At 28.7% G+C, this 21,528-nt stretch carries 11 protein-coding genes; 1 reads left to right on the top strand and 10 read right to left on the bottom strand.

Annotated elements, in window-relative coordinates:
- Positions 1-179: 179 nt before the first annotated feature.
- Positions 180-998, bottom strand: a complete 819-nt coding sequence (locus tag KHQ81_01490) for a hypothetical protein (protein QVK18415.1) — start codon at positions 996-998, stop codon at positions 180-182.
- A gap of 296 nt (positions 999-1,294) precedes the next feature.
- Entirely contained in the window at positions 1,295-3,082 is a 1,788-nt protein-coding gene (locus KHQ81_01485; GenBank protein ID QVK18414.1) for an ABC transporter ATP-binding protein, read from the bottom strand.
- A 270-nt stretch (positions 3,083-3,352) separates the two neighbouring features.
- On the opposite strand from KHQ81_01485, the gene KHQ81_01480 reads away from it, so the two are divergent.
- Positions 3,353-4,534, top strand: a complete 1,182-nt coding sequence (locus KHQ81_01480; GenBank protein QVK18413.1) for an IS110 family transposase — start codon at positions 3,353-3,355, stop codon at positions 4,532-4,534.
- 109 nt (positions 4,535-4,643) lie between these two features.
- Here KHQ81_01480 and KHQ81_01475 read toward each other — a convergent pair whose 3' ends face one another.
- The 8 genes from KHQ81_01475 to KHQ81_01440 form a co-directional block, all read right to left on the bottom strand.
- Positions 4,644-6,476: an ABC transporter ATP-binding protein gene (locus tag KHQ81_01475; GenBank protein QVK18412.1), complete on the bottom strand. Its 1,833-nt coding sequence runs from the start codon at positions 6,474-6,476 to the stop codon at positions 4,644-4,646.
- A 458-nt stretch (positions 6,477-6,934) separates the two neighbouring features.
- Positions 6,935-8,134, bottom strand: coding sequence for a hypothetical protein (locus KHQ81_01470; GenBank protein ID QVK18411.1), 1,200 nt, complete (start codon positions 8,132-8,134; stop codon positions 6,935-6,937).
- Positions 8,135-8,867: 733 nt separating this feature from the next.
- A complete protein-coding gene (locus tag KHQ81_01465) occupies positions 8,868-11,252 on the bottom strand; it encodes a DUF5110 domain-containing protein (GenBank protein ID QVK18410.1) in 2,385 nt (794 codons plus the stop codon).
- On the bottom strand, positions 11,249-13,429 hold the full coding sequence (bglX, locus tag KHQ81_01460) for a beta-glucosidase BglX (protein QVK19521.1): 2,181 nt from the start codon (positions 13,427-13,429) through the stop codon (positions 11,249-11,251). Before bglX ends, KHQ81_01465 begins: the two co-directional genes overlap by 4 nt.
- A 36-nt stretch (positions 13,430-13,465) precedes the next feature.
- Positions 13,466-16,780, bottom strand: a complete 3,315-nt coding sequence (locus tag KHQ81_01455; GenBank protein QVK18409.1) for a cellobiose phosphorylase — start codon at positions 16,778-16,780, stop codon at positions 13,466-13,468.
- A gap of 12 nt (positions 16,781-16,792) precedes the next feature.
- Positions 16,793-17,770: a LacI family DNA-binding transcriptional regulator gene (locus KHQ81_01450; GenBank protein QVK18408.1), complete on the bottom strand. Its 978-nt coding sequence runs from the start codon at positions 17,768-17,770 to the stop codon at positions 16,793-16,795.
- 33 nt (positions 17,771-17,803) lie between these two features.
- Positions 17,804-20,212, bottom strand: a complete 2,409-nt coding sequence (locus KHQ81_01445) for a beta-galactosidase (GenBank protein ID QVK18407.1) — start codon at positions 20,210-20,212, stop codon at positions 17,804-17,806.
- A 1-nt stretch (position 20,213) separates the two neighbouring features.
- Positions 20,214-21,527 (bottom strand): hypothetical protein, encoded by a 1,314-nt coding sequence (locus KHQ81_01440; GenBank protein ID QVK18406.1) that lies wholly within the window; start codon positions 21,525-21,527, stop codon positions 20,214-20,216.
- Position 21,528 lies beyond the last annotated feature (1 nt).

Genomic DNA, 21,528 nt, shown 5'->3' with positions numbered 1-21,528 from the left:
TTATTGTATATATAACTTCTATCCAAAATTAAAAGACCTCAAAAAGAAACTAATTTAAGTTTCTAAATGAGGTTTTTTTAACTTTATATTTATTCTAATTATTCTTTCTTTTTCTTATCGTATTCTTTTTGTGATTTCTACCTCTAACAACTTTTTATATTGTTGCAATTTCTTACTGTTTAAGATTTTTTCAACACTTTTCTTGAATAAATTACACTCTTTAGTATCATAAATGTATAATCAATCATGTATATCATTAAAATTACATAATTAAATGAATTGTCATATACAACTTCACAATTATTATTAAAATTTGAACAGTGATATGTAGTCTGATTTGTCAAAGTATCTAATGAGATAATTAAAAGAAAAATATGTGAAAAGACTATAATTTTCTTTAATATAGATTTTTTAATAATAATCGTTCTTATAACAATATAAATACTGTATATAATCAGTCCATAAATAGAAATCATCATGAGTATAGTGAATAAAATAGTTTCAAAACTTTGAACACTTGAATCAACTTCAACTGTAGGAAAAAGCCACGAGGTATTAATCAATAAAACAATGATAACGATTGGAAGAAAAAAATAAATTTTCTCCTTTTCCTTGATTCCAATAAATGTAACTCTACTAATCAAAACAATTCCGACTACTATCAAATTTACTAAGAATGAAAATTTGAAAGTCAAATAAAACAATAATATATAAATACATAAAACTACTAATTCGAATCGAAATCTTGATATCAAAATCTTTGTTTTGGATATAATTAGTGATAATTTCTTAGATATGTATAATTCAATTAAAATACCTACTAACGAAAATAACAATAAAGCTGCTCCCACTGTTGCATCAGTAAATATATTAAATGGGTATTGCCAATCCCCCTGATTATATTTTACCTTTATCATTACAATAGAAATAATAGCAATAATAATATAAAGTATATATATAAAAGCTTTCTTTAAAAAAATATTTAATTTGTTAATCATATTCATTGTATCCGTTACCAAAAAGACATCAACTCTTATTATATTCCCTATTCAACTATTTACTTTTTTATACTTAAATTGATAACAGATTCCCCCACCTTTCTTTTATTATTATATTTGTTAACATCTATTTTTGATGTTATTCAAATCTTTTCTAATCAAAAATATCTACCATATAGTTACATTATACACTAGTTTTAATTATCATGCAGTAAATAATTCAATTTATTGTTTAAATAAATTATTTCTTATAAGAAACCCTCATTTAGATTTCTAAATGAGGGTTTTATTAGCCATTATTCATACCATTTCTTTTGTTTGTCATACATTATCGCATATTCACTAGTTGAATCTTTCATTAATTCACTATGTGTTCCATCTTCTATCACAGATCCATCTTTAAATACAATAATTCTGTTAGCTTTCTTCGCAAATCCTAAACGGTGTGAAATAAAAATGACCGTTCTATTACCTTTAAGTTTATAGATGAAATTATACATCTCAATTTCTCCAATTGGGTCTAGATAAGCTGTTGGTTCATCGAGTATCCAAATCTTTGAATTTTTGTTAGCTAATAATCTTGCAACAGCTAAACGTTGCCACTGTCCTTTAGATAATTCCGTTCCTTTATTAATTTGACCTAACATTGAATGAATACCATCTGGTAATTTCTTAACAGATTCAGCTAAACCAACATCATTTAAAATACGCCATACTTCTTCATCAGTTAAGTCTCTAGATAGATCACCAAGAGCAATATTTTCTTTAATACTAAACTGATACTCTAAAAAATCTTGGAAAATACAACTACAACTATTTCGTAAAATACCAATTGTGTCATTAATATTTTGATCATTAACAAAAATATCCCCCTGATATTTTTTAGATAATTCCATCAATATATTTACAAAGGTTGTTTTCCCACTTCCATTAACACCAACAATTGCGATTGTTTCATGAGAATTAATATCAATATTAAGATGATTTAATGCTTTATGTTCAGATTGTGGGTAAACATACGATACATTATTAAAAGTTATTTCAAAATTATTCCTTAATAATTTATTAGTATTTGGTAATTCTTCTTCAACTTTCATAAGCGTTAAATAATCTTGAAATACATTAAAATATTTTTGATACCACTGAATATTTGTGGATAAACTGTAAAGTGTCCCTCGAAAGTTTATTATAGTTGTGATAATCAAAGTGAAATAACCTATTTCTTGTCTTCCTGCTTGAATTTCTTTAACAACAATAAACAGTAAGCTACCAGCGATTAAAGCAAATATAAAACTTGGGATTAAATTATAAATTTCAATTTTTGATTGTGCTTTTATTGTATCATTCATCCAGTCATCGTTCATTTTACGCCATCTTTTTGATAAATGGTGATAAAGTCTATTAACAATCCCATCTTGATGAGCCTCTTTACTTTTACTACATCCATATAAATAAGATCTTCTTTTATAGATTCCATCATTATTACGATGGGTTTTATAAACTATATTTCCGCAGTATACGCCTATTATTATATAAATGATTGAAGCTAAAAGAAAAAGAAAACCGATTAACCAACTAATTCGAATAACAACTAACACATAAATAATAAAAGCACAAACTGTATTTATAAGCCAAGTGATTAAATCAAGTGAGATAGCCATATAGGAATTAACACCATCTCTTTTAACCATTTCAATTTTCAAGTTGACTTCATGTGTTTCATAACTTTCCCAAGTCATTTTAGATAATTTTCTTGCTAGGCCAAGCTCATAATTTGTTTTTATATTTCGTGTAACATAAATACTAAGCAATCGCTTAATAATTGATACAAAATGAAAACTTAATAGGATGTTAATTAATATAAATAAAGGCTTTATGGTTTCAACAAAGTCTAGGTTTTCTTTAGTAATGAACTTGTAGGCAATGTTTGTGGTAATTTCTGGTACTCTTAAACTAAAATACCAGGAAGCACTAACAATTATTCCTAATAGATGTAAAAGAACAAATCCTGTTTTACCATCTTTAATTCCTTGTTTAAAAACCATTGGTAATAGTTTCAAAAAATTGGATTTTTTATTTTTCATCATCTATCACCTCGTATAATGTAATTACAGTCATAATTTGCTGTAACTACATTTTTTATATTATAATTATATTTAATAACTAGTAGACTATTTTCTGTCACCTTACAGCTTATAAGACTGTTTTAGTGAGTTTATAGCTACAGCTTTATTTAATATGTTAATTAGTTAGTTACAGCGAATAGACTGTTTATCAATAGCGAGGTTACATTTATAAAGTTTGTAGTGACACGCTACTAGTAATAGCTATTTATATGGGAGGATTTATATATCATGATTTATGTAGGTATTGATGTTGCTTCGAAAAAACATGATTGCTTTATTACTGATCACAACGGAGTAGTTCCCTGTGATGTATTTACGATTACTAATGATATTGAGGGTTTTAAAAAACTCTCTAAAGTTATTAATGACTTTAAAGAGTTAGTTAATGATAATTATGTGCGTATAGGATTAGAGTCTACAGGGCATTATTCTAAGAACATACTGAATTATCTTTTTGACCAACAATTTGATGTTTACTTATTTAATCCACTTTTAACCAGTATGGCTAAGAAAGCTTCATCTGTTCGTAAAACTAAAACAGATAAAACCGATGCAAAAGCCATCTGTAAATTTCTACAAGGAAATTGGAAAGACTTCCAACCCTATACAAGAAAATTATACCATGCCGAAGAACTAAAGTCATTAACACGTCACAGAATTAGATTAACTAAAGAGATTTCTCAAACTAAAATTCAATTATCTAATCTAATTGACTATGCTTTTCCAGAATATAAAACTGTATTTAGTAACTTATATATAAATTGTTCATTAGAATTATTAAAAACCTACTCTATTCCTTCTGTAATCAAAAACACACGTATAGATGCGTTATCTAATCTTCTTAAGCATTCTAAGGGCCATCACTATTTAACCACTGCGAAATTAATTAAACAATTAGCGAAAGAATCTATTGGCGATGATGCTTCATATTATGCTTTTGAAATCCGATTAATTGTTGAGAAAATTCAGTTTTTAAATTCACAACTAGATCAATACGATAACTACATAAAAGAAATAATGGATAAACACTTTTCTATAATTCTTTCTATTCCTGGCGTTGGATATACAACAGGAGCAATATTAATTGCCGGTATTGGCGATATTTCATTATTTTCTAGTGAAGATAAACTAGTTGCTTTTATTGGTGCTGAACCATCTATTTATCAATCTGGTGAATTTGAATCTAGTAATTCGAAAATGTCAAAACGAGGCTCAAAATACATGCGTTATGCAATACATCATGTATCTAATAGAATCATTCATTCAGATGAAAAATTCTCTAAATATTATCAAAAAAAGATTAATGAAGGTAAACACCATTTTGTTGCATTAAGCCATGTAGGAAAGAAAGTTATAAGAACCATATATTCTATATTGAAATATAATACAGCTTATGTAACTAATCATTAACATATTAAATTATCAAAGATCTAAAACTCAAAGTTCCTTGAGTTCTTTTTAGCATACTTATTTATTTAGAAAATATTTTTTAAAATTTTTATTAAAAAACACTTGCATTCTAAATAGTTAGCTCACTTTGATAAAGCTCTTGTTGTGAAGAGAAGAGTTCATAGTAATAACCTTTTTTCAAAATTAATTCTTCATGACTTCCCATCTCAACAATTTCCCCCTCTTTCATCATCACTATTTTATCAGCTAATCGTGCAAATGAAATTCGATGAGAAATCAAAATGGCAGTTTTATTTTCTAATGCTAAACGAAACTCATCAAGCATTCTTTCTTCTTCAAATGGGTCAATAGAAGCTGTTGGTTCATCTAAAATTAAGATTTCAGGACTTCCCATATAGGCCCTAGCTAAAATAATTCTTTGCCACTGTCCACCACTCAAGTCTTGCCCTTGATGGTCATACTCTTTCCCCAAAAATGTGTCGATACCATTTGGAAGTTTATCAATAATATTCGTAAGATTCGTTTTCTTAACGGCAGATTCAAGCATATCTTTATTATCTAAATCCTCAATTCTTCCAAAACCTATGTTATCTTTTAACGATAAACTGTATTTTGCATAATCTTGAAAGCCAATTCCAAAATAATTGTAATAGTCATCTTTATCTAATGTTTCAATATCTTGATTATTAAAGTATACCTTACCTTCTGTAGGTGTTAAAATTCCACTAATTAATTTACATGTTGTTGTTTTACCACTACCGTTGTAACCTAAAATAGAAATCACTTCACCTTGATTAACTGACAAAGAAATACTTTTAACCACATTTTCTTCACTCGATGGATATTGATAACTAACATTATCTAAAACAATATTTTTTAATTCCCCATATTTTAATTCAAATGGAGGATAATCTTTTTCTTTCATATCCTTTCTTTCTTCTTTAGTTAAAGGATACAACATTTCTAACATGGTTGGTGCATATTTAACAAATTGAACAATATATTTAGTTGGACGTTTAAATTGCCAAGCAGCATAAATTAAAGAAGTCCCTGCTGCTTGAATCAATGTCACTTCACCAATATTAATCTTATCTTTAAAAACCATGTATAACAGTAAAAAGGTTAATCCATTATTAAAAAGAAAATTAAACGTACTAATGATTTGATTGATCCAAGTATCAGTTTTATTCACTTTAAAGTGAGCATTTCTAACAGATAAATAAAGTTCTTTAAATCGCTTAAAAAAATAAGATTCTAACCGATTAATTTTAGTTTCTTTGATTGTTGCTTTAGTTGATACTAAAGAATGGTAATAATTTTTAGTTCTAGTTGGTAAGACTTGTTCCTTATCAACCTCTGCTTGCTTACTTGTCACAAATATACTTGTCATAATGTTTATCGCAAATAAAAACGTACAATATAATCCAACTATTGGATTAAAGGAAAATATAATCCCTAAATAAAGAAGTTTGGATAATGAAAAATTAATTAAAAAACGTATTAAATGCCAAGGAAGTTGTTGAAACATGTATAAATAGGTGTATGTATATTGATATTTATTATAGACCTCACTATCATACATATTTACTTGAGGTAATTTGCCTAGTTTATACAATAATACTGTTCTAAAATATCTGTCTGCTTGCTTATAATAATGTCTTTCAGTAATATCAGAGATATATTGTAGAAATTGATTGAAAAGTATTTCAATCAGTAAATACAACAATACAAAAAATATAACTTGATTGAATGTCGTATTTAATCTTACTAAATCAACTACCGCATTTGTAGCATCTTTTAAAACAAAGAGTGCATATGCTGAAATCCCTATAGAAATAATACTCAGTATGACCATCAGTGGAAAAAGGATAGGTGAAGCATTTAAAATACTTCGTATCATAAAAAATAGGGTTTTAAGCTTAAATTTCTTCTTCTCCTCCATCAAATCCTCCTCATAATGAATTATACTTTCAATTATAAATGAAAAGTTTGACAATTTCTACCATAATTTGACAAATTTGGATTAAAAAATACAAATATCTTGGTTTAAATTCTACTATCATTACTATTCTTAAGTAGGCGTAGTGACATTACGAGAATGAAAAAAAATCCTCAATTAGATTATCTTAGTTGAGGATTTTAAATTTATATTCTTGAAAATTTAATCTAGAATTATAAAATGATTATTATATTACTCATGTTTTCATTCTACCCTAAAAATGTAATTATAAAGTAATCATTTCAAATCAATTATTGAATTGGATAAATAATACTAGCATACTGTGGCCATTCAGTTTTATAAAGAATAACATAATTAGATGGGACATAAATTTTTATGTTAATTTCTGAAATTCCAGTATCAGTTAATGATGGTGGTATTTTAGTATTTATTATAATATATTAATTAAGCTTAACCCGAGGTTGATCAGTAATACCTTTTAAAATAGGTGCTTCATTATTTTTTAGTGGAGAAAAGTCCCAAATGGTTTCATCAAATTTCAATATATTTATGAACCACTCTTTTGTCATTATCTTAGAATTAATACTCTGTTCATTTTCTACCTCATTGTAAGTAGTCGATAAATAAAAAATATTTGACTCGACTATATAAGAATCGCAATGTATTTCACCTACTATAAAACTTTTAAAAGCTCTTTTATCATCAACAGATAATACACCTATAACTTCATCACCTGTTATATTACCTAATACAAAAGATGTCTTTATAATACCTCCATCATCAATTGCTCCAGCAATCCCACCTATTATTTTCTTACCACTAATTTCTTGTTTTGTATAACAATCTTTTATTATTGCTTCCTCACCCAACTGACCAGCAATCCCTCCTACTTTAAAGTTGCCACTAATTTCTCCTTGGGCATAACTTGATTTTATCATTGAATTGTTAAAAGCTACTAGTCCACCAACTACATAATCACCTATAATACTTCCATTGAATGAAGAATATTCAATAGTCGAGTTATTAACCATAACTAATCCACCAACCCAAAATCCACCTTCAATTTTTCCACTTACATGAACATTTTTTATTTTTCCAGAATTATAAAATGCAAATGACCCACTAGATTTAATATTCACATCTTCGAGGTATAAATCTTTAACGGTACCTTGATGATTTTTAAATAAAGGCAACTTCAAATTATTTACTGATTTCCCATTTCCATCTAATGTTCCACTAAATGATTCAATAACAAATCCTTCATCATTTGAATAATCCTTAAAATCTAAATCTTTATTTAAAATATATTTCCCATGTGTATTCCATTTAATTTTCATAAAATCATCAATTGAATTAATATTAACCACTCTATAATTCATATATATATTAGAAAATAACGGAATAAAAGATACAAATAGGAATATTAAAAAACATTTATTCCTAAAATGTTCTATTGCGTATGAAGGTAACTTTTTGAATAGGTTATAAACCAATAGTCCTATAAATATTATTGTGATAAAAACTTCACAGCCAATAAATATTGGATTAAAAACTTTTATTTTGGTTAAGTGAGCATAGAATAATGCGCCACCTAATTGAATTAAGTAGATAAGTAACATATCAATTATTAAATTTATCATTTATATCCCCTCTCAAATATCTATTTTAAATTATCTTATAATGAATTTGTAATAATAACTATTAAAACATATTTTATTACATCTATACATAGTCAAGTCTATATACCTTAAGTGAATTAGGGTTAACAAATAAATGTAAACCAATTTTGATTACCCATAATACTAATTATCAAATAACTACTATCCATCAATTCTTGCTTATTATTTTATATTTAACATAAAACGGTGAAATAAATATAGATACAGTATTCCACATTAAAATAAAGGCTAGTAGAATGGTGAAAAGCCATACAAAACAAATTGCATTTAAATTAGGAATAAAATAGTTCCAATAAAAATATATAAATATATAGATTGGTAAAAACGTAAAAAAAGATAAAAACATTCTTGATGGAAAAGTAATTTTATGCATAGTATGACATTTAACACATAAAACTGGTTTATTCCACCATATCGTTTTTATAATTATTTTCCACGTAAATTCATTAGAACAATATTGACACATTGGTAATGACATAATAAATCATCCCCCTACATTTCTTAGTTTTCTATCATTTTGTTAAAATTTATTTTTAACTTAGAATCCCCTTATCTTTTTATTTTACCATAATTTGGGAAATATTGTAGTGATAATATACTATGTTTATCTTTTTTCTTTTTTTATTCAAATAATGAAATGGTGCTGATAAAAAAATATCCTATAAGATAATTGTCTATCTTATAGGATATTTGCTTAATTATTATTTAAATTAACTAAAATAGCGATAACGAAATCAATAAACTCAGTATTTTCATTATTTCTTATTGAAATCAACTTAGAGATCTGCTCATTTACATCTTTAGAATATAAAACTGCACTATATACTTGTTCCTTAAATAACATATCTACTTCAGCTTCAAACAATACTTTATGAATCAATTGATTAATATCAATTTTTTGTTTATATTCAATTTGATCCTCATGTACAATTTCAAAATTAATTTGATCTGTACCTTTTGTAAATGTTAGATATAATTGATGATCTTCATAACGATAATCATATGATATATTCGAATTGATCGTAAAATCATCATTTATATTCACAAAATGTAAGGTATAGTTTCTATCTTGAATAAAATTTTCATAATGTTCATCAAAGATAATTGATAAATTCATTGATTTTTTTATACATGTTAGTTCAAATTGTGTTTTCGTAAATTCACCTTTTAAATAGCCGTTTGAAGTTGAATCATCTTCAAACATTGTAAATGTATTATTTTCTCCTGGAAAGATCTTTATTTCTAAATCTTTTGGATTATCATAAGTATTTCCTTTATCGTTTGATAATGGAATAATTGCTCCTGCTTTGGCGAATACTGGATAATCATTTACTTGATAAGGTAATTGATATACTTTCTCACCAGCATATGCCTGATAATTAAAGAAATCATACCATTTTCCTTTTGGTAACCAAACATTATGAAGGGAATATTGAATATCTTTATTCATTGGTTTAGTGATAGGAGCAACATAGAACTCTGTACCAAAATAATACTGATTTTTATAAACATAGGCATGGTAATCATCGCATTCATAATAACTTGGGACAATCATTGGTAAGTTCTCTTCATAGTTTCTATAAGACATTGTATACAAGTAAGGAACCAGTTTATGTCTTAACTGCATAAAGTCTTTAACGATTTTAAACGTCTTTTCATTCCAGTTCCATGGTTCTCTTCTAGTAAAAGGATTTTTCGAACTATGCAGTCTAAATACTGGAGAGAATACCCCAAATTGAACCCATCTAGTATATAACTCTGCTTCTTCTTTACCTAAGAAATGTCCCCCTATATCATGGGACCAATAACTATACCCAATATTCGCGGCATTCGCTGTAAAATAAGGCTGAAAATCAAGTGAATCCCAAGTTACAAGGGTATCGCCTGAAAATCCAATTGGATAACGATGTGAGCCAAGTTTTGCCCAGCGTGAGAAGATTATCGAGCGATTATTATTACGAGTTATATCAAGATAATGAGTATGATTTAACATCCATAAAGGATCTAATCCTTCAATTTTAGTCGTTTCACCTTGTTGCCAATCAATCCACCAAAAATCAACTCCCATAGTTTCATGTGGGTGATGGACTAAATTAAAATAAGCATTCATAAATTTAGGATCAGCACAATCAAATTCAATAGCTTCATTTGTTTTAGGGTCCACACCCATAAACTCAGTTACATCATTATAACAATCCTCATGTGCTCTTATACCAAGTGCTGGATGTAAATTTAGTGTCACCTTTAAATTTTTATTTTTTAAATAATCTAACATGCCTTTAGGATTTGGAAATAAATTATTATTCCAAGTATAACCTGTCCATCCATTTCCTAATTCTTTAGGGATATCTGTTACATGCCAGTCCATATCAATGACACAAACTGATAAGGGAATATCATTCTTCTCAAATGATTCAATTAAACCTTTTAAACTATCTTCTGTATATTCATAATATCGACTCCACCAATTACCAAATACATACCTTGGTAATAAAGGTGTCTTCCCACTCATTTCATGAAAGAATTGAATACAAGCCTTATAATTATGTCCATATCCAAAATAATAAAAATCAAGATTATCATTTTGTCTAGGCTCTACCCAAGAATCTTCATTAAATAATAAAGTTTTTGAATCATCAATCACTGCATAACCACTTCGAGAAATTAACCCCTCTTCAAGTTCCATTTTACCATCAACCCCATCAAGTGTTCTTGATGTTGACAATAAATTATTGTTATCTTTTATCCCGAATTGATAATATTCATTGTTTTCTAGTAAGCGAATCTTTAATGTATCTTTATTAAATGCTTTTCCTTTTTGATAATATAAATGAAAATCATCCGTAATAATTTCAAGTCTAGTATCCGTTTCAACTAGTTTAAAATCAACTTTTGGGAAAAATCGATTTAAAACAACTTGTGACGCTCTATCTTCAAATTGATTATTCTGTGAATACTCCATACGGATTACCTTGTGATTTAACAGTGTAAAGCGATAATTATTCCCTTGGATGATATTTTCAATATTTCCTTGAGGGTTTGTCTTCATTTCAAATTGTTTTAAAATATATTGATTCATTTAATTTCCTCTCTAAATGAAATTGTTTTTGTTGAAACGATATCTTCTGCATTTCTAGCTAATTTAACTAAATATTCTCCAGATTCTACAGCTTTTTTCATCTCAATATTATAGTAAGCAAATTCTTTCTTTTTAACCTTAATTATAATTTCTTTTGACTCACCTGCTTTAAGAAAAACTTTCTTAAAGCCTTTTAATTCATTCACCGGTCTTGAAACACTAAAAGATTTTGCCTCAATATAGACTTGAGGAATATCAACTCCGTCAAAATCTCCCTCATTTGTTATGGTAAAATGAACGCTTACCTCATCTTCTTCTTGATTAAAAGAAATATTGGTATAGGAAAACTCAGTATAACTTAATCCATAACCAAATGGATAAAGCGGATTATTTGGAATATCACTATATTTACTTCGATAGAAATCTTCTGGAACATACGGTCTACCTGTATTTAAATGATTATAATAAATTGGTATTTGTCCAACCACATAAGGAAACGACATTGTTAATTTGCCAGATGGATTATAATCACCATATAATATATCTGCTAGGGCATTCCCACTTTCATTTCCTAAAAACCAGGCACAGACAATGGCATCACTATTTTTTTCTACTTCACGTAAATCTAGTGGTCGGCCAGTAAATAGGACAAAAACAATCTCTTTTCCTAGCTTACGTAATTCTTTTAATAATTTTAATTGTCCACCAGGTACCTCGATGCTAGCACGTGATTGAGCTTCCCCACTCATCCATTGCTGTTCTCCCATTGCAAGTACGATAACATCTGAAAGTTTTGCTGCTTCTATTGCTTCATTAAATAATGATTCATCATGAGAATTGTAATCAACACCTAATGAATAATTAATTTCAATAGCGTCTCCAAATTTTCTCTTTAGACCATCATACAATGAAACACAATCTTCATCTCTAGCCTTACCACACCATGGACCGATGACCTGATTTGATTTCGCTAAAGGTCCAATTAGGGCAATCTTTTTCGTCTTTAGAGGTAAAACTTTTTCATTTTTTAATAATACAACAGAATTTAATGCTACTTCTTTTGCTTTTTGTCTATCTTCATCCTTTAACCAATAATCTTCAAAATTTAAATAGATGTTTTTATATGGATTATCAAATAATCCAATTTTATATTTAAATGTTAACATTCGTCTACAACTATCATCAATTAAAGACTCTGAAATACTACCTTCATTTACTAATGTTTCTAAATGATTAATATAAGAATTAGAAACCATTTCATGATCTAGGCCTGCTTCAATACACTTTTTTGCAACTTCTTTCATATCACTTGCGATTTTATGATTAATGATTTCACCACTTGATGTATAATCAGAAATTATAAATCCAGAGAAATTCATTCCTTCTTTTAAAACAGTTCTTAATAAAAATTTATTCGCTGTTGCTGGTACACTATCATACACATTAAAAGAAGACATGACTGCTTCACACCCAGCATCAACTGCAGCCTCAAATGGTGGTAAATAAAATTGTCGTAGTACTCGTTCTGACATATCAACGGTATTATAATCTCGTCCACCTTCAATTTGACCATACCCAACAAAATGTTTAGCACAAGCCCCGACACTATCATAACTCGTTAAATCATCTTGTTGATAACCATCTACGTAGGCTCTAGCATATAACTGACCTAAATAAGGGTCTTCTCCAAAGCTCTCCATTACTCTTCCCCATCTAGGATCTCTAACAATATCTAACATAGGGGAGAATGTCATATTAATCCCACTATGACTAGATTCATAAGCAGCAACAGAAGATGCTTCTTCGATTAATTTTGGATCCCACGAACAAGCCATCGCTAAGTTATGTGGAAAACTTGTTCTACAACCATGAATAATATCATTAGCAAAGAAAAGTGGGATACCTAATCTCGTATTTTCTACTGCTTCCTTTTGTAATCGATAAATTTCCATATTATCATACAACCCTAGAAAAGAACCAATCAATCCTTCATTGATTAATTTTTTATTTTGTGAGGCATCATAACTAGGTCCAGTTATCGCTGCTCCATCATGGGTGGTTTGATAAAGTTGACCAATTTTTTCTTTTAATGTCATTTTTGACATTAAATCATTAACTAATTGATTAATTTCTTCATTTGTGCGCTTTGGTAATGGATCACGTTTAATTGATCTCATTTCCTCTTTAATCTGTAATTCTTTCATCTTTCCACCTTACAACATAATATTAATTTTATTGATATCTTCTGTTAAATATTTCTCTAATACTTCTTTTTTGATGATAGCTCCTCCAACTCGATAAGGATTAACTATATTAGAAAACTTAACTTCATTTCCATTGATAGTTATTTGGTTGATTTTTTGATTTTCTTTCATTTGATAATGGAAATTAATTATTTTATTCATATATCTATATTGGAAAGTAAGACCATTTAAATACGTTGGAATTTGCGGGTCTAATAATAAATCACCTTGTTCAATTCTTATTCCTAGAAAATTACATATCAATTGATATAAATAAATCCCAGGACCTGAAGAATAAACTCTCCATCCACCTTTTACTGCAACATCACCTGTTCTTAATTTATCAAAATTCTTCATTGCCTCATATCGATTGTTGAATTTAGCATCAGAACTAGAGAAATAACAATTACTTTGTCTTATTTCAGCATTAGGTACATGTTTTTGTATATTAATTGGATTTATTCGCATTAATCCTTTATAAACTTCATCTTTATAACCAATTTTAGCCATTGCTTCAACAAAACGGATATGTGCATGAACATACTGTAAACCAATTTCACGACCGAAATTCGCTGCTTGTTCAGCCCTTTTAAAATAAGTATTCACTCCACCCTGATAGTTTACTGTTGTATCCATTAATCTTACACCATCTGGATGATATAAATGTTCTTTTACTAATTCAAAGTAATGATTAACATCTTCTTTATCAAATAAACCACTAATAAAACAACGATTAATCGGTAATAAACGATACTTAACACCTGTCTTTTTATCTTCAGGATGAACAATGTATTTAATTTTATCTTGATCAAATAATAAGAAACCAGCTGGTACTTTATCTTTTATGACATATGCTAAATAATCTTCTTTAATTTTTATCGATAACTCTTTTAACAGTTGTTTTAATTCTAGATTCTCTTCATTTAAGTATTCACTTAATAAATGAAATGCTTCATAGGTCAAAGCAGTCGTCCAACCAGACACCATATTTTTTCTCAATTCAGGATTAGCTGGTTGTAAAGTATCATCCCAATCACCATCACCATAGATCGATAAATGGGTATTTTGAATAAGATTATCAGTCATATGTTCAATTTGTTTTTTGACATGGCTTAATAAGGTTTCTTTTTCTTCTGTAAATGTCATATTCTTTAGGGTTACATAAGGCATTTCTTCATCTAATATCGAATAATCACTTGTTGCTTTTAAGTACAATGCTAATGATCGAAGTGGCCAAACAATAATATCTCCATGGCTTTCACTTGCTTGTACATTACTGTATTTATCAAACATAAACCATTGTGGCCAGTCGCCATTTTCTAAGAATTGATGGGCATAAACTTTCTTTAAAATTGCTTTACAAATACTAAATTTTTGTGTCGCTAAGAAATACTCAAAAGGACCTTGACAAACATCACGAGTTCCCCAAGCTGCTCCACCATATTGTTCTAATCCATGAGGTGAAGCATAATGAATTAAAGCATTATGTGTATACCAATATATTAAATAATTAAATTTATCGATTTCTTGGCTAGATTCATTATTAATACTGATATTAAAATGATTCACATTTTCTTGATAATAGTTAATAAATTGAGTTAATTCACTACTTAAATCACTAACTTTATTATCATCAATTTGTCCATGTACATCACCTTTTATTTGTAAACTAATCTTTTTAGTTTGATTAAATAGTAAATTCACTAAAGGTTCACATCTATCTAACTTGTCTTCATAAAAAATTTCATCATGGACAACAGTAAAATCTTGTGTTGATTCTAGTTTAAAAGTTAAGTTAGGATATTGATTCGCTGTAAATGTATCAGAATCAACTTTAAAGGTTAAGCTATTTCCTTCTTTAAGATACTCAATCTGATGAGCGTATTCATCTACTCCCATGACCATGTGGTTTGTAATCATAAAATCATGTTGATTAGTTGACTCGATATCCATTACAATGGTTTGCCCATTAAAGTTTGTATAAACGGTAACAATAATCATCTCATTTGATAGTTTGTAATACCATTTCGTATAATTAAGTCCCATTTCATAAGCGGATGGCATATTTAAGATTTGATAGCATCCATTTAATTTAACATATATTCTTTGTCCACTTGTCTTTAGTAGATTAAGCGCATTTCTCGCATTTGAAATCATTTTATTAAATGAAGTATTTCCACAAACAATTTGTGAATTAAAAATACCATACATAAAATTTGTTGTTGAATAAACATTATCTTTTATTTCATTTACATTACCATTTAACAAGATGTGACCATGAGGACGTTCAACAAGTTGTTCTTTTCTTTTTAATACAACATGTGATTTATTATTTAGATAGAATGATAATAATCCTTCATCACACTCTTCATGATAACGATTAGGAAATAAAGTATTTACCTCTTCAAGTTGTAAATCACAACCATTAATCACATCATCTACATCAATAGATAATGAGACCTTTGAAAAGTTACCTATGAAATCATTGGTGGTCAATTGATGATAGTCATTTAACACTTCTTCAGTATATTCAATTTGAGTGACTGCTTCTTTATGATCGTCTTTATATAAACCATAAAAAACTATATTCTCTTCATCAATTAAATCAATTGATTCTGATTGTAAACAAGTATAGGCAAACTCATATTGATATACTTGACTAGATAATTCTTTTTGATTAAGTGCAGCAGGTTGTCTTTTTGTTTTAAAACCTTTTCCAAAAAATTGAAAACCATCTGTCGCATAAGCTATATTTTTTGTCATTGAACCAATTTGTAAATAAGCTGGTTGAAACATATTCTGTCTTGAACAAACGACAAAACCATTCTCATTATCAAACACTTGATGGTCAATATATTGACTAATATATGCTTCATTACCACCAGCTGGAGCTAAATTAACATCTTGCCCATAAAATACATCGACTATCTTTTTTTCATTTGTTTGATTCTTTAGTGTTATTTGATAAAACCAAGAGGCATTGAAGACAGTTAATTTAAGTTGGTATTTTATCTCTTCAAATACACCCTGATAAATTACTTCGTTATCAGAAGTTTTAAACTCACTCGGTGATTTTACCCCTATTAAGGGTGTATATTTATACTGATTATTCTTTTTAACTCGCAAATATATATTCGTAACTGTTCCATCAATATAATTACCTCTATATTGATTTAACTGAATATTGTCTTTATTAATAGAAAGGATATCACCAGATTCTAATAATCTAAAAGTGATTCCATCCTTTTTTACTTCTATTGTTTTTATATCCTTCCCCAATTTCATGCCAGACTCCTTTCAGCTTTTCGTTGTTGCCCCAATTATTAAGGAAATTTCTTCATAAGTATCATTGTTTACATATTTATTATTTAATATATTCATAGCGAGTTTCGCTACTTCTTTTCCCCAATTAACCCTATCAATCGCTATGGTTGTAATTCTAGGAGAAAAATATTCTGTTAATAAAATATTATCAAAACCGGTAATTGATAAATCTTCTGGAATTTTTATACCTAAATCATTAGCTGCTTGAATGGCTCCAATTGCCATCTCATCATTACCACATACTAATACTTCAAAATCTAATCCTGTTTTTTTATAAATATCCATAAAAGATTGGTAACCACTTTGAATCGTAAATTCACCAATAAATTTATATTTTGTTTCATCAAAATCGATATGATGACTTTTTAAGACATCTAAAAAACTTTTATAACGATTATTACTATCATGTGATAAGACTGGCCCACTTAAATAAGCAAATTTTTGATATCCTTGTTCTAATAAATAATTCGTGATAAGTAACATACCCAATTGGTTATTTATAATATGATGGTACATATTTTTATGATTTAAAATGCGGTCTAAGGTTAATACTGGTGTCCCTGAATCAGCAATTCCTATTAAATCTTCATCTGATATTGTATCATCAAACGTAATTGCGATATCAACTTGACGTTGATAAGCCATTTTCTTTGCTTCTCTTCCATTTAATACAAATAACGTATAAGGTGTATTCGTTAGGGCAATATTGATTCCATCTAACACTTGATGATAAGCAGGTCCTTCAAAACCACTAATAAAAACGCCCACTACATCTGTATGATTCTTTTTTAAGTTTCGGGCAGAAGCATTTGGATAATAATTAACTTCCTTCGCAACTTCCCATATTTTCTTTTTCGTTTCTTCAGGTATACTACTATGATCATTTAGTGCATATGATACAGTTGATATCGAAAAACCGGATTTTTGAGCAATATCTTTTAAGGTAGCCATATCTACTCCTCCTTGTGTGATAATTATACCTAATTATTTAAATTGTACAACCAATGTATGTTCATTGTAAAGTCTAGATTCTTTAAATATATAAATATAATCATTTTCATAATGAATTTTAAACGGTCCCGGCATAATCCTACGATTTGATTTTAACTTACAAACTAATTGACTACCTGTTAATCTAAAGGTAATGGTATCTTCATCAAATTCAATAATTTCATTGGTTGAATAATAAATATGAGCTTGTTTTAATTTCATATTCATTGGTAAAAGTAACCCATCATTTTCTTCAATTTCAATTCTATTTCCTTCAAATAAAACTTCATCGTCTTCAATTATTTGGACTTTCTTTTTAACATCATCTAAATTTAAAACATGGATGAATTTTTCTTCTATCTCATTTTTAGTCGATAATATATATACCCCATGATAGGAATCGGTATGTCTTACTCTATTTTGAATACCAAATCTGTTAAAGATGCGTTCGAAAGCATCTAAATGACAAGGATATTGACAAGTAATACCAATTAAATGACCACTTGAATTATTGATTTCAAATCCAACTGTTTCATCAGTATCATATAACTTTAGAATCGGATGTCCCTTGGTTAAATGATAAGCTAAATTATAATAGACATGATAGGCTTTTAATCCTTTCAAAAAGTTAGCACATTCTACCGATGGGATATAATGAGATTGGTTATCTGTGATGACTTTGTTAAACTTAACACCTAATACATTAGCTAAGATAGAGCAGGCATTACCTTCTAAATCATACATTGGAACTTCTCCATAAAGTAAAACTTTTCCTCCTGAGGCTAAGTATTTCACTATTTTTTCTTGAATCTTTTTAGCCATATATAGACTAGATGGTAATATTAAGACTTTTGTATGCTTACTATCAATTTCATTATCTTGAATATTAACTGCATTAAATTGATAATTTAACAATAACATTGCTCGACACACACTATCCCAAGCAAAATTAGCTCGATTACGAGCAATATTATCATGAATTTTTCGTATTTTTTGACTCTTAGGATAACTAAACTCCGTCATAAAGTAATCAGGAATAAATGCAAAACTGATTGTATCATGTAAAACAACGGCACTTGCTAACTTGTCTTTGTAGGTATTAACAAGTTTTGTTGCTTGACTTAGTTTATCAAATAAATACGTCTTTTCACCTTTTGGTCCGATTGGAGCGGCATATCCATGTTCTTCACCTGTTGTTGCGATACGGTCATTTCCATCATTGCGTTTTTTATTAAAACGATAATTGGTGCCTCCATTAAATAAATAATAATTAAGCAAGCGATTGCCTTGGGCAATGAATAATCTTACACGAAGATTATTTGAACTAGCTCTTACTCTTCCACCATAATCATCACCAAAATTATTACTTCCTGCATTAAATTCTAATGAAGTTAACGGTTGATCCTCATTATTTACACAATTAGTTAAAATATTAGCCATATAACTATCAACAAGTCTTGGCACGGTTAAATCATCAAAATAAACATCGCTTCCAGCAATAAATGAATTATCTTGGTGATAAGTTTTATATAATTGGGATATTCCAATGGGGTAGGTCATTGCGCGACCTCCACCAGTCCCATGAATATTTATTAAAAATGGAATATCCTTTAAACCAAACATTTCTGCATATTCTTTTAATATATTCACATACTGTATCGTTCTTATCCGCATATATTCCCCTAAATCAACATGTAAATTAGTTACATATGACTCTTCAGGTTTGCGGATTTTTTCAACAAATATTGAAAAATCTTCATTAATAAAATCATAATATTGACATGGATTTTCATATTTATCCCTAAGATATGTTCTAAATGCTTGTAAAACAGTATCAGTTAAATCAGGATTATTACTTACCCATGACAACATTCCAATTTCATTATCTAATTGGCAAGCGATTAGATTTCCACCTTCATTAATCGAATATTCTTTTAATAAAGGAATAACTTTTCCATACCATTTTTTTACAACGTGTAGAAAATCCTCATTTAAGTAATCAAGGGTAACGGTTGTAGCCTTATTCCCATCCCAAGTTTTTGGGATTAGATGTGGATATTTTTCTCTTACCCAATAAGGAATTCCATCATTTTTCATCTCTGCCATGACAAATGGACCTGGTCTTGCGATAAAATATAATCCATTCTCTTCTACCATTTTTAGGAATTTAATTAAATTTAACTCTTCATGTGTTTTTCCTTCAAAGTCAAATTGATTTTCTTCTTCTTCATGACAAAGCCAAGGGATATACGATGCTACCGCATTCATCCCTGTGCTTTTTAAATCATCAATTCTTTTTTGCCATTCACTTTGTTTTAATCTGTAGTAGTGAATTTCTCCTGCTTGAATAAGTGTTGGCTCACCATTTATATATATTTTCTTACCTTTTATAACGATGGACATATTATTCCCCACTTTCAGTGAAACCAAGGGTTTCTAATCCTTTTTGTACTTGATCATTTTTCATAAAATGAGTCCATATTGTTTCATTGCGGTAATTTTCAATCATAAGAAGTGTAATTCCTTTATCTATTCCAATATGACTAGAGGCATACCAATCTTCATCTAAATTATAAGCATCGGTAAAGCCATATTTCCCTTTAATTTTTTCACCAATTTCATTATAAAAATAATTTGCAGCGTTTATTGATAATTCAGGGGTAAAGACAATTGATCCTAAGGCACCACATGGTGGAATTGTTCCATCATTTTTATGGGCTTTATTATCATATCCTGATGGCATAGCCCCATAATAACCACTATAACCAAATGGTCCATCAGATGCTGTCATTCCAAAGACATTTTCATTAAATGTTTCAAAGCGACTAGATTGACTTTGGGTATATTCATAATTGGCAAGCGATGCTTCTACTGAATTATCAAACCAATTAATTCCCTTACTATCTGTAATATTTCTAAAATCTATCCAAGCATGGGAGAATTGATAAGTAAACAATGACCCAAACCAAGAATGGATGAATGTATGATCTTTATAAGTTGCAACATGTTTTATAAAACCATCATATGCCTCTTTTCCAACTGGATAAGTATCAGACCCAGCAGCTAAAACATACATCATCAACTGCTCAGCATAGAAATCCCAAGCACCTTGAAACCCTTTGTCAGGATACCATGCCATATAAAATTGATTTTTAGAATCATTATAAAACCATTGCCAATTTACTTCATCATAAATTTCTTTTGCGACAGTGGTTACTTCTCCACCAAAATATTCACCAGCAAATAAAGCACCTGATATGAAAATTGCTGTATCAATATTTGAAAGTTCAACACCATCTCTTTTCTTACCAGTCAAATAGGTATAGAAATGATAATAGAAACCATGCTCACGTTCTAATTCTTTTAAACTTTTTAATGTCTTTAATGCCCGTTCATATCCTTCATCATAAGTGATATACCCATTTTCAATCCCAATTGGAATAGCGGATAAGGCAAAACCACTTGATGCGATACTGGCAACTGGTCCATTCGTTCTATCCTTCGTTAGCCCATAACTTTTAAGACTTTCTGTTGTCATCGTTTCATTCCAGAAAAAATCAAATGATCCTTTCATTTCATAAGATAAAACATCATCTAATGGTGTATTTGTCGTTGTTGTGGTTGTCGTTGTAGTTTTAGTTGTAACTTTTTTTTCTGTGCATCCTACTAATAAAATCATTGTGATAATAGATATACATACTATTGAAAATCGCTTCATT

Source organism: Mycoplasmatota bacterium, from assembly GCA_018394295.1.
In the GTDB taxonomy this organism is placed as follows: Bacteria; Bacillota_I; Bacilli_A; order Haloplasmatales; family Haloplasmataceae; genus JAENYC01.
Note: the sequence above shows the minus strand (reverse complement) of the source record. Positions and strands in the feature narration are given on the sequence as shown.